Consider the following 12,424-nt stretch of genomic DNA (forward strand, 5'->3'; position numbering starts at 1 on the left):
TATAAAAGGCATGGAACATTAAATTTATTTGCGGCTTTGAATGTGGCAACCGGACAAATCAAGGCACAGACCACGGCGACTAAAACGCGCGAGGACTTTCAAGGCTTTATGGATCTGGTCATGGCGGACGTGCCCGAAGATAAAGAAGTGCATGTCATACTGGACAATTATTGCTCGCATAAGAAAAACGACGCGTGGTTAGAAAAATATCAGGATCGGGTGAAATTTCACTTTACGCCGACTTCAGCCAGTTGGTTAAATCAGATTGAAATAGGGTTTGGAATTTTATCCCGCAAAACACTCAAAGGAGCCAGCTTTACAAGTGCTGAGGAGCTAAAGAGTGCGATTGAGGCCTTTATCGTAAGGCATAATCAGAAGGCTCAACCTTTTAAATGGCGCCGAAGAGAGGTACAGGGTAGTCAGATAAAAAATACAATAGCTAATTTACGCAATTAAACACTAGAGGCAACGCTTGATTAGCCATGCTCACGCCTAGCTCATTCGCATCCGCATCCGCATAGCCTCAGCTGGCGGCGTCGTTATACGAAAAAAGAGCCTAATGAATCGATTTGGCATCCTTATCAAGCGAGTTTTCTGACACTCGCTTCCCGCTCTCACTGGAGTGATCTGGGGAACAATCAATTTAATAGCAACGCGCGTAACAGTCAGTTCGGCGACGGCGTCGCGCATGACGATAGGGTTTTATTAGGCTTGATGGCCTAATGCGTTAGGGTTCTTATGAAAATTCAAAGTCGCATCGCTTGAGGTATTAATGTTTTATTGCGTAAATTATATTGGTCAGCTGCAATATCAGTGCTGACAGGCAATAGTCGATCAAATTCAGCTTTAACCACTTTGTAGCACTCGCAGACTTGATCTTCCAAGCCGGAACGGTTCGTGACGCTAAGATGGCCTCGATGACAACTTATCAAGCCCTTTTGTTGTAATTGCCCCACGGCCTTTGTGATGCTTTCTCTGCGGACACCTAGTTTATGGGCGATGTGCTCCTGGGTCAGGATCAATTCATTTGAGGACTGTCGATCAAGATTTAGAAGCAACCATCGGGATAGTTGCTGGTAAATTGAATGATGGCGATTACAAACCGCATTCTGGCCTATCTGAGTAATCATCGCTTGCGTGAAGCGGAGCAATAATTGGAATAGTATTTGATTGTCGCCATTCCCAGAATGACAGTTGAATGCTTGCAAAAAACGCTGCCGTCGCAATCGATAACTGCCTCCCGGACGACTCACAATGGCTTGATGCGGCAGGGTTCCGCCACCCATGAAAAGACCGAGCCCCACAAAGCCTTCACTACCTACCAGGGCAAGTTCACTCGAAGCGCCGTCTTCAAAAAGGTAAACCTTTGACACGATGCTGGTTGTCGGAAAATAAGCGTAAGGCACTTCTCGTCCCGATTCGTAAATGACTTCACCATAAGCTAACTGAACCCATTCCAGATAAGGTAGTAAGCGATTATAAGTGTCTCTGGGAAGTGCTCCCAAAATCATGTTGTATTTTGAACTCTCAATCTGATTCATCAGTTATCTCCCTGTTTTTACAATCGCCAAAAAATCGTTGGCTTTACTGAAGCAGAAAACCCAACGAGATGATGATCTCAGTTATGACTTTTAACATAAGTAGTCTTAGCCAGTAATTCGTACCACTACTTATGGAGAAACGATTTGCTCTGAGGATGATTGTTTTATTGCAGAAATTAACCGGCGTACCCATGAAAAATGCTTAATACAAGAACCCATTTTGGGTAATAAAGGCTTTCTTTGCTCTGAAGTTTTATGAAAAAATCGGAATTTACTTTGGGATTGGTTTTCTTTTGTAATGAACCTGTCTGATTTCAATTCAAAGATTTATTTATGCCACGTAATTTTGTAACCGCGCATCAAATTCTCGTTCCAGCGATTTGTTTGTCCCTTTCAGCTTGGCAGCATCAGTAAAGGGGGGACAGAAGCGGTTCTGGAAAAAACATCGACTGACTGAAAAAGTTCAGTAACGATACCTCGCCCGGAATGTATCAATGACATTGAGACACCCAGTTGTTTTATTTAGTGTCTAATTGTTGTGTATTTATGGGTCAAGTTTCTCCCTTATTAGTAGGCGGATTGATCCAAACAGCGGTGGGCAACTCGGGTGGCAGAGGGCACTTTCCTTTGAATCGCTTAGGATTGTGTTAATGGCCATTTTTGGCTCAGTTTAATTGGCCATTAACAATTATCTGCTAAGCCCGGACTTCGCCATATACATGGACAGACAGCAAGCCATCAATCTTGGTATTTTCCGCCAATTTCAACAGGAAGGTATCGAATTCGCGTACCTGACTCAATCGCAGTATGTGCATGATAAGTAGTTTCGGCCGACGTTAACGCCAAATGATTAAGCTAGCTAACGAAACCCGGATCGTCTAAAATCCTGCATGGTTGACGCCCTGATTTGTCGATTCCCTATGAGGACACGCAATTGAAATACGGTTTCTGGCAAGCGCTGGCATGGATTATCATTTACTTGGGTCTGGTTCTGCTGCCGACAGTCCTTGCGTTAGGATTTCAAGCGCCGCCGGCGCGGTCATTCGCGGCTGAATTGGGGGCACTATTAGGCTTACTAGCACTTGGTGTTCTGGCGATGCAAGCAGCCGTCTCAGGGCGTCACCGCTGGTTTGCAGTGGGTGCGGGCATGGATAATGTACTGCAATTTCACCGTCAACTCGGCATCTTTGCCCTCCTTTTGGTACTTGCCCATCCGGCCGCGATGTTAATCGCCAATCCAACCAATTTTGTGTTTCTTGATCCGCGCGTCAACCTCATGCGTGCCGGAGCGTTGAATTTCATCATCATCGCAACATTGATTTTGGTGACTAGTTCTCTGCTACGGTTGACATTTCGACTGTCCTACGAGCGATGGCGAGTCATCCACGGCGTGTTATCTATTCTGATCATTATCGGTGGCCTCAGTCATGCATTGCTGGTTAACAGCTACTTCGCGCCGGACTGGAAAAAACTGGTCTTAATGAGCGTGGTCGGGTTAGCACTGTTACTAATTGTTGAATCACGCCTGCTGCGCCCACTCAGAATGCTCCGGAGGCCCTGGAGGGTCATTGAAGTCATCCCAGAACCCGGAAATGCCACGACAATAGTGTTCGAGGCACAAGGCCACGCCGGACTGAAATTCCGCCCCGGCCAGTTCGTATGGCTGACACTCGGCGATTCACCGTTTTCGCTACAACAACATCCTTTTTCTATTAGCTCAAGCGCGACCCATCCCGATAAATTGGCAATTACCGCCAAAGCGCTCGGCGACTTCACCAGTAACTTGAGCGCAGTCCAACCTGGCACCCGCGCCTGGCTGGAAGGACCTTACGGTGTATTCTTTCATGACGCAGCCCGCTCGCGCGGTGCAATCTTCATCGCCGGCGGAGTCGGCATCACGCCAATTATCAGCATGCTGCGTACTTACCGCGATCTAGAGCGCGATTATCCGTTATGGCTGATTTACGCCTGCTCGGATGCTGATTCAATCCTGTTCCGCGATGAATTGAACGAAATGGCAGCCCATTTGCCGCTGACTTTGGTGTATGTTTTGACGAATCCGCCGGAGGATTGGAACGGCGAGACCGGCTACGTCGATGCCGATTTACTCGCTCGCCATCTGCCCGAGGACAACGATTTCATCGAGTATTTTCTATGCGGTCCGCCGCCGATGATGGACAGTGTAGAACCGATTCTGATTGCTCGAGGAGCGGCTCTCAACCGGGTTTATTCGGAACGTTTCAATCTCGTCTAAAGGGGTCGCCGATGTTGCATATTAAAGCCCGCCATTCCGGAACCATTACCGCCGCCCTACTGGTATTCATCGCTCTGGCGTTCGCCGGACTCCGAACAGACACTCTCAGTCCTGGAGAATGGATGGCTATTCCAGCCGATTGGAGTGAAGCTCTCGGCGGCGTTTACCGTAATGTAAAGTGGCCGATGAACAATCTGATAATTTGGACCGGCATTCTCATTTGCCTGTCTCAGTCAGCAGCATTGTCGGGCCTTAATTTGGCGGTCTTCAGCTTGAGCCGCTTGCGTCTCGAAACCGCCGCCGAGAAAGGCAACCGAAATGCCCAGCAGGTTTTGGCACTACGCCGAAATTCCAATTTCACATTAACCGCCATTTTGTGGGGTAATGTCTCCGTTAACGTATTATTAACCCTATTGGCCGATTCGGTATTGTTCGGCTTATCGGCGTTTTTCTTCTCCACAGTCGTCATCACGCTGTTCGGAGAAATAGTACCTCAAGCTTATTTTTCGCGTCACGCACTGCGCGTGGCTGGTTTACTCACGCCTTTATTACGTTTTTATCAGGTTTTGCTGTGGCCGCTGGCTTGGCCATCGGGAAAACTGCTCGATTCCTGGATTGGTCAGGAAAGAATACCCTGGTTCCGGGAACACGAACTTCATCAACTACTTGAGCATCACGCGCGAGAAACCGATACCGAAATTAGCCAAGTCGAAGCCACCGGCGCGATCAATTTTCTGAAACTTGATGACATACCTGTCGGTCAAGAAGGCGAGCCGCTCGATCCGCTCAGCATTATTAGCTTACCGTTTCGAGACGGCCAGCCGGTGTTCCCGGAACTCCAACGCAGCGCAGAAGACCCCTTCCTACGTAAAATAGCCGCCTCCGGAAAAAAATGGGTCGTGCTGGTCGACGATCGTGGTGAACCTCGAAGAGTAATGAGCGCAACGACCTTTATACGCACCGTGCTATTTGCAGATTCTCCATCCGATCCGCAAGCATTTTGCCATCACCCTTTGGTTGTAACCGATTCGACCCGGCCTCTGGGTCATGTACTGCAACGACTCACCATTCGGTCTGAAAAGCCGGGAGACGATGTCATCGACGAGGATCTTATTTTGGTTTGGGAGGATAATCAACGTCGCATCATTACCGGCTCTGACCTGCTCGGACGCTTATTACGCAAAATTGCCCAACCTGCACCGCCGTTGAAAACTTAACGAACGGAGATTCAAATCAAAACGGGAACAATACTTTTCCATCAAAGACCTAGCGCGATAAAAAAATGAACTTATCCCCCCTCGCCAAATCCCGGATAAAGCGTCATCCCGCCATCGATGTACAACGTTGTGCCGACCACGTAATCGGATGCATCGGAGGCAAGCCACACCACCGCACGGGCAATATCGGACGGATCCCCGATGCGTTCGTATGGAATCAGTTTCAGTAAATCGGCTTCCGCCTCGGGGGTTTCCCAGGCGCTACGATTGATCGGTGTTTTGATCGCGCCCGGAGACACGGCATTGACCCTAATCTTGTCATGAGCGACTTCCTGAGCCAGACTCTTCATGAACATCAACAGGCCACCCTTAGAAGCGGCATAATTGACGTGTCCGGCCCAAGGAATAATGTCATGCACCGAAGAATTGCAAATAATCTTGCCGGCCGAACAGGACAATTCCGGCACCACACCTCGGCGAAGAAATTCCTTTACCGCTTCGCGGGCGCACAAAAACTGCCCGGTCAAATTAACCGCCATCACGGTTTCCCATTGAGCCAAGGTCATGTCGACAAACGGCGCATCGAGCTGTATGCCGGCATTATTGACTAAAATATCGAGACTGCCCCAAGTCTCGATGACTCGTTGAAACATCGCAATCACTTGATCTTCTTGGCTGACATCGGCCTGAACCGCAATCGCTTCGCCGCCCAAGGCTTGTATTTGATCCACTAACTTTCCCGCCTCTTCGGCATCGGACCGATAATTGATTGCCACACGCGCACCCGCTTCGGCCAGTGCGACGGCAATCGCCGCGCCAATACCGGAGCTACCTCCAGTCACCAGCGCACGCTGCCCGGCCAATGATTCCTCGATAATAAGCGGCATAGCTGTCTCTCCTATTTTCCTATTGTTTAATGAAAAATTAAGGCAATCTTGTGCCCGGCACTTTAACTTTGGTGACTTCTATGCGCCCCGACTTCAGAAGGTTGGCCTCGTTAGGATGGTCCGTTTTCGAAGTCGTGATGAACAAAGTTCGGTACTCCGGACCGCCCAACATGCAGGCATAAGGCACGCCCAACGGCTTGATGCGGGTCGATATTTTGCCGCCCTGTTCGACCCGGATCACTTCGCCGGTTCCGGGACTGGCCACCCAGATCGCACCTTCGGCATCGAGACAAATGCCGTCCGGCGTTGCCCGCCCCAAATCAGCCCAGACTCGAGCATCATGCAACAAGCCGTCTTCGCCGATCGTGAATGCAGTCAAGCGTGAGGCGAAGGTTTCGGCAACGATCAATATCGAATCGTCCGGCGTGATCACACAACCGTTAGGAAAAAGCAAATCTTCGGCGGCGATCCGGCAACTGCCGTCCGTTTCGACCGCAATCAGATGCGTCTTGGCTTGCGGTGCGCCGCCATGCAAATCGTAGCCGAAGTTTCCGACATAAACGCGGCCGCCGGCTGTCGCGATCATGTCGTTGCAATGAAACGGGGCCAAAGCCGACAGATCCGCATATTGAGTCCAAGCTCGGTCCTTGATTTTATAAACGGCTCGCTCGCTCATCGCTACAACCAAGACCGTTCCGTCAGGCAACCAAGCCAGTCCGCCCGGCAGATCGTCGGTTTCGAGCAGGCACTCGGCCTGTCCGTCTGGCTTCACGGTCATCACGCGCCGCGCATGCTGATCGGTAAACCAGAGTCGGTCGCTACGCCAACGCGGCGCTTCGGGAAAAGCCAGTCCGGTCAACAGAATGTCGGTATCATGTTTCATCGTGTTCGTTCTCCAGCAATGTTAGCCAGTCCGTGATTGAATCGACTATCGTTTCGACCGCTTGCTCGCTGTTGATTAAAAGGATGTCGTCCGTCAATTCCAAGGCTGCAAGTTGACTCGCGAGCAATTCGACGCCCATGAAATGGTCTTGCCGGGACACTAAGCGCCGATGCAGGTTTTCACGGTCACCGATTAAGAAGACAAAACTCACATTTTCCGCAGCGCTGCGCAACATATCGCGGTAGCGCGCCTTGAGCGAGGAACAAGCCAGCACCACCGAAACGCCTTTATCGAGATAATGGGTTATTTCGTTACGCAAGCTATTCAGCCAGGGTCGTCGATCGTCATCATCCAGTGGTTCGCCGCGCCGCATTTTTTCGACATTCGCTTCGGTATGAAACGCGTCGCCTTCGATGAAAAGCCAACCCAAGCGCTCGGCCAGCACCTTACCGGCCGTCGATTTTCCGGAACCGGAAACGCCGCCGATGATTACGACGCGTCCGTCGCGCTGCGGACTTTCGGTCGAAGAGTTCATATTTTGCTCATCAGCTTGACAGCGTAAAAACACGGTAGCCCCACGCAGGAAAATCGAACAACATTTCACCTGCGTTCACTTCAACGATCGGAGTTGGCGACGCTGAATCCAAAAGATCTTGCGGCCTCGACTGATTTTGGTCTTGATGGGGTGGTGATCGTTCAAGACGGCAGCGGCCTGGCTGAGCGGCATAGTTCACGGCAACCCAAGTGACTTCCTTACCCGCTTGCCAACGATAAACGATGAAATCCTGCCAAGTCTCGTTGCCGTCTTTGATCGGGTGACATGCCGTCAATGCCCATTCGCCGCTTCTAAAAACCGGTCTTTGCAAGGTTTGCAGCAAATCGCTGTAAAACTCGCTCAAGCGTCGGTCGGCGGTCTCTTCGGGACCCCGGCACAAATGAATCGGAATCTGTACGCTATTTCCAGTCAATTGACCGTCATGGAAAAAACGCAAACCGGGCGACAGAAAAGTGACGATCGCGGCGGCTTCGTGGGCATCCTGCGGAAAAGTCTCCGCAGCGCGCGGTTCGTCGTGATTTTCGAGAAAACGCGCCAGTTTGCTTTGAAAATCGAGACCCGCGACGAGGTGTTCGCGTACCGGGCGCCCGACTCGGTCTCTGAGCCGGTCGTAAAGGCGCTTGTCGTAGGTGTAATCGAAGCCTTGTTGCTGTAGCGTCCATTCGAGATCCCAATAGACTTCGGCCAGCAGCACGAAATCGGGGAAACGCTCGCGCATCGCCGCTATCGCTTTCGGCCAAAACAGCTCTATTCGCTTTCCCCAGGTCCGCTCGAAGACCTCAGGCAAAATCAGCATCGCCATGTCGCAGCGCACGCCGTCGCAGCGTTCGGCTATCGCAAGCAATTCGCCTATCATCGATTCCTGTACCTTCGGATTGCTGTAATCCAACTGCAACGCATCCGGCCAGCCGTTGAAATAAGGATCGCGGCCGTAAGCAAAGACTTGTTTGCCCTGCCGGGTTTCGAGCTTGATATAATTTTGCGGTTCGCGCTCGAGATTTTCTTTCGAACCCTGAATATAAAATTCCGGGTGCTCCCGGACCCAGGGATGGTCCAATGCTGTGTGATTCGGCACGAAATCGAGCATCAGCTTCAGTCCTCGCTCGTTCAGTTTTTTGCGCACGCGTGACAAAGCCTCTTCTCCGCCCAGTTCGTCTGCGGTCTGATACCGCACGACCGCGAAACAGGAGCCGCAAATATCGTCTTCGGACAAGTCGGCCAGACTGGCTTGAAAGCCTTGCTGCCAAGGCTCATGACTTTTGGAAACTTGCGCTCCGGCTTGACCGGTTTGCCAAACGCCCAACAACCATATCCAATCGAAACCTTGCTCGGCAACACCTTGCCATTCGCTGTCAGGCCAGTCGTCGATACCGGCAGTTCGGCCCTGATCGCGGGAAAACCTCCGATGCCGGACCCGTGTATTGATCTGGTAAAGCGATGGATAATGTGAAACCGTCATTTCGTCACCTCGCTAGCTGGGTTGTATTTTCGTCTGTTCCCGCCAATGCTTCGACGACTCCCTGCATACCGCCTTTGAGCAAATCCTCATGATCGAGCGAACCGAATATCGTCAACAGCGTCGCCAAGGTTCCGGTCCAACCGGTTTGATGACTGGCACCCAGACCCGAACCGTCATCGCCATGAAAATATTCATAGAACAACAGATTGTCATGAAAATGAGGATCGCTCTGAAACTTTTCGGCGCCGCCGAAGACCGGCCGCCTGCCGTTTTGATCGGGCAGAAATATATCCATCAGCCGGCATGAAAGTTCCTGGGCGATTTGAAACAGATTGAGCCGGTTGCCTGAACCGGTCGGGCATTCCATCTTAAAATCGTCACCATAATAGGTGTGCATCGCCAGTAAGGCCTGGATGATCAGTAGATTGGCCGGCAGCCAAACCGGACCGCGCCAATTGGAATTGCCGCCGAACATATAGCTATCAGACTCGCCCGGTATGTAAGCGACCGTATGGGTTTGGTCTTGCCAATGAAAATGGTAAGGATGTTCCTGGTGATATTTGGACAGCGAACGAATGCCGTAAGGGCTCAGAAACTCTTGTTCGTCGAGCAAACGGGCCAGCACGCGTCTTAATTTTTCTTCATCTAAGATCGCCAACAAGCGGCGGTCATCGCTGCCGGGCGTTACCGGACAGAAAATCGCTTCGGCCAGATGCTCCTTTCGCTGAACCAGTTTTTCATAGCGGGCCGCGAGCTCAGGCAATTGCGCCAAGGTATCGGCTTCGATCACCGTCACCGCGCATAACGGCAACAAGCCGACCAGTGAACGAACTTTTAAACGTGTCGAGCTTCCGTCCGGAAAACGCAGCACGTCGTAAAAAAAGCCGTCTTCCTCGTCCCACATATCCCGGTGTTCGCAGCCGATATCATGCATCGCCGCGGCGATTTCCAAAAAGTGATCGAGATAAGCAATGACCTTTTGTTGATAGCCGGGATCGTGCTTGCTCAACTCCAGGCCGATCTGAATCATGTTCTGCGCATAGAGCGCCATCCAGGCGGTGCCGTCCGACTGTTCGAGATGCCCGCCGGTCGGCAGATGTTCGCTACGATCGAACACGCCGATATTGTCCAAACCCAAGAAGCCGCCTTGATAAACATCGCCGTCGGGGCCCTTGCGCGTTTCCCACCAATGAAAATTGCGCTCCAAACCGGCAAAGGCGTTCTTCAAAAAGTCGATATCGCCCTCGCCCCGGCGCTCGCGATCGATAAGATAGACCATGCGCACAGCCCAGGCATGGACCGGCGGATTGACGTCGCTGAAATTCCATTCGTAAGCCGGAATCTGGCCGTTCGGATGCAAATAACGTTCGTCAAGAAACAGACTGAGCTGTCCCTTTGCGAAATCGGGATCGACCAGCACCAGTGCCAGCGTATGAAACGCCGAATCCCAAACCGCGTACCACGGATATTCCCATTTATCCGGCATCGAAATGATGTCATGATTTTGCATGTGCCCCCAATCACCGTTGCGGGTAGCCTTACCGTGATGCTCGTCGAGCCAGCGGCCGACATCGAATTCGTAATATTGCTTGGTCCATATCATGCCCACTAGAGCCTGGCGCAACACGAGGCCTTGTTGGCCCGGAAGTTCGCCGGTCAACACCTGATAAAATTCATCCGCTTCTTGGGTTCTTTGCTCGAAGATGGCGTCGAAGTCCTCGAAAGCCGTTTTCGCTTGATCCTTCGATGTTTTACACAGCCGCAATTTGACGGTTTTCGTCTCGCCGGGCCGAACGGTCAACGCATAATCAGCCGCGGCTTTCGTGCCAAGACCTTCCGGATTCACGGCATCCTGCTTGCCCAGCAAGACATAATCGTTGATGCCGTCCTTGACATAGGCGCTATGGTTTTCGCCACCGAACAATAAGCGGTTATTGCTTTCATTATCGACGAACAACCACTCCGGCGCGTCTTCGGCTATTAATTGGTAATCGCCCAATTCCGCGTGACTCGCCGACACCGCGCTCGCACCGTTGCCGCTTTCGTCCCGAGACAATTGCGGCCTAGCTGTTTCATTCGAACCAGCCCAGGTATTACGAAACCACAGCGTCGGCAGCACCCGAAGCGATGCTTCGGCCGGCCCGCGGTTCACTATACTCACGCGGATCAGGATATCCTCGGGGTCTGCCTTCGCATATTCGACGAAGACATCGAAATAACGATCCTCGTCGAAAACACCGGTATCGATCAATTCATATTCGGATTCTACTTTGGAGCGCCCGCCGTTGGTCTCGACCAGATCTTCGTATGGAAATGCGGCCTGCGGATATTTATAGAGATATTTCAGATAGCAATGGTTCGGCGTCGCATCGAGATAGTAATAATATTCCTTGACGTCTTCACCATGATTGCCTTGCGGCCCGGTCAAGCCGAATAGACGTTCTTTAAGTATAGGGTCTTGCCCGTTCCAAAGGGACAGCGCGAAACAAAGTCTCTGGCTATCGTCGCTGATACCGCCCAGACCATCTTCGCCCCATCGATAGGCGCGCGATGTCGACTGCGAATGCGGAAAATAATTCCAGGCGTCACCATTGTCGCTGTAATCTTCACGCACCGTTCCCCATTGCCGTTCGCTGAGATAGGGCCCCCATTTCGCCCAAGCGTTGCCGGCGGATTTTTCGAACGTGTCTTTTTTTGCCATGCTCATCTCTCCGAAAAGTTTATGGTTCAGAAACGTTGTACAGCCTAAAGGGCGAATTCAACCCATAAATGCAACACCCAGCAAATTATCGGTATCAAGTCCCGCCATTTTACAAAATACCTCCCAAGGTGTTTTGTAGTTTAAGGTTTTTCTAGGTCTATGGTTAAGCCCCGCTAAAGCTTTATTGACATGGGCTTGGGTTACTCGATCCAGTGGCTGGAGTTTAGGAAAATATTGCCTCAATAGGCCGTTGTGGTTTTCATTTAAACCGCGCTCCCATGAATGATGACGTATATGTTCGGCATGTGGAAGATGCCGTTGATGAAAAAGTGGTGGAATATAATTCCTACTGAAGTTTCGCAATAATTTCAAAAACGGACTGCCATTATGCTGGGACTGAAGGAATTATCGATAGAGTCTGCGTAACCGGTGGCAAACCCATTAAATAAAACACTGTTCGCTTTAGGCGTTGAACGTTTGGCAGAGGCGTCATCCCAGGGATTACCGGGATCCAGGACACAAGAACAGCAACAGCAACAACAACAGCAACAGAGCTCACCCACTGGTTAGTGTGTGCTGCGCCGATAGGGCCGCCTGACAAATGATTGCTCGATTGGCTATTTCTTCCGAGCCAGGTAGTCATGCTGAATCACCCTAAGGTCGGCATCCAGTTCGTAAACCAGTGTAACAGCGGTGGAGATGTTGAGCTCATTGATCTCCCCACATGCACCCGAGTAACAAATAAGCGCAGCATAAAGTAGTTTTGAAGCAACGCATGCTGATTCAATGCAGCAATTCTCATTTTAAAACCCTACCCGGAGTCAGGAATTGTGCCGTTGAGTCCTTTCAGCATAAACCGCATCAAATGATCCCAGTCATCGAATGGAAGATACTGCATTAAAGCGCGAAGATGTTCAAAAAAAGTC

The 12,424-nt window shown here is 51.0% G+C and carries 10 protein-coding genes and 1 pseudogene; 4 read left to right on the forward strand and 7 right to left on the reverse strand.

Annotated features, from left to right (window positions below):
* The coding region (locus Q7V32_RS08835; RefSeq protein WP_304896617.1) for an IS630 family transposase at window positions 1-456 on the forward strand (456 nt) is incomplete at its 5' end.
* Window positions 457-746: 290 nt separating this feature from the next.
* Here the strand turns inward: Q7V32_RS08835 and Q7V32_RS08840 are convergent.
* Complete coding sequence (locus Q7V32_RS08840) at window positions 747-1,541, reverse strand: Crp/Fnr family transcriptional regulator (protein ID WP_304896618.1); 795 nt, start codon at window positions 1,539-1,541, stop codon at window positions 747-749.
* 934 nt (window positions 1,542-2,475) lie between these two features.
* Here Q7V32_RS08840 and Q7V32_RS08845 point away from each other — a divergent pair.
* On the forward strand, window positions 2,476-3,795 hold the full coding sequence (locus Q7V32_RS08845; RefSeq protein ID WP_304896619.1) for a ferric reductase-like transmembrane domain-containing protein: 1,320 nt from the start codon (window positions 2,476-2,478) through the stop codon (window positions 3,793-3,795).
* A gap of 11 nt (window positions 3,796-3,806) precedes the next feature.
* The gene (locus Q7V32_RS08850) at window positions 3,807-5,012 is read left to right on the forward strand and encodes a DUF21 domain-containing protein (RefSeq protein WP_304896620.1); all 1,206 of its coding nucleotides are present in this window, start codon (window positions 3,807-3,809) and stop codon (window positions 5,010-5,012) included.
* A gap of 71 nt (window positions 5,013-5,083) precedes the next feature.
* Here Q7V32_RS08850 and Q7V32_RS08855 read toward each other — a convergent pair whose 3' ends face one another.
* The 6 genes and pseudogenes from Q7V32_RS08855 to Q7V32_RS08880 form a co-directional block, all read right to left on the reverse strand.
* Window positions 5,084-5,899, reverse strand: coding sequence for an SDR family oxidoreductase (locus tag Q7V32_RS08855; RefSeq protein ID WP_304896621.1), 816 nt, complete (start codon window positions 5,897-5,899; stop codon window positions 5,084-5,086).
* A gap of 37 nt (window positions 5,900-5,936) precedes the next feature.
* Window positions 5,937-6,782 carry an SMP-30/gluconolactonase/LRE family protein gene (locus Q7V32_RS08860; RefSeq protein WP_304896622.1) on the reverse strand — a complete coding sequence of 282 codons (846 nt, stop codon included), beginning with the start codon at window positions 6,780-6,782 and terminating at the stop codon, window positions 5,937-5,939.
* Window positions 6,772-7,317, reverse strand: a complete 546-nt coding sequence (locus Q7V32_RS08865) for a gluconokinase (RefSeq protein ID WP_304896623.1) — start codon at window positions 7,315-7,317, stop codon at window positions 6,772-6,774. Before Q7V32_RS08865 ends, Q7V32_RS08860 begins: the two co-directional genes overlap by 11 nt.
* A gap of 10 nt (window positions 7,318-7,327) precedes the next feature.
* The gene (locus tag Q7V32_RS08870) at window positions 7,328-8,797 is read right to left on the reverse strand and encodes an alpha-amylase family glycosyl hydrolase (RefSeq protein WP_304896624.1); all 1,470 of its coding nucleotides are present in this window, start codon (window positions 8,795-8,797) and stop codon (window positions 7,328-7,330) included.
* 4 nt (window positions 8,798-8,801) lie between these two features.
* Window positions 8,802-11,498: a glucosidase gene (locus tag Q7V32_RS08875; RefSeq protein ID WP_304896625.1), complete on the reverse strand. Its 2,697-nt coding sequence runs from the start codon at window positions 11,496-11,498 to the stop codon at window positions 8,802-8,804.
* Window positions 11,499-11,555: 57 nt separating this feature from the next.
* Window positions 11,556-11,777: pseudogene (locus Q7V32_RS08880) on the reverse strand (transposase); the annotation flags it as partial.
* 150 nt (window positions 11,778-11,927) lie between these two features.
* On the opposite strand from Q7V32_RS08880, the gene Q7V32_RS08885 reads away from it, so the two are divergent.
* Complete coding sequence (locus Q7V32_RS08885) at window positions 11,928-12,068, forward strand: hypothetical protein (protein WP_304896626.1); 141 nt, start codon at window positions 11,928-11,930, stop codon at window positions 12,066-12,068.
* Window positions 12,069-12,424: the final 356 nt, after the last annotated feature.

It is taken from the genome of Methylicorpusculum sp., assembly GCF_030651835.1.
Lineage (GTDB): Bacteria > Pseudomonadota > Gammaproteobacteria > Methylococcales > Methylomonadaceae > Methylicorpusculum.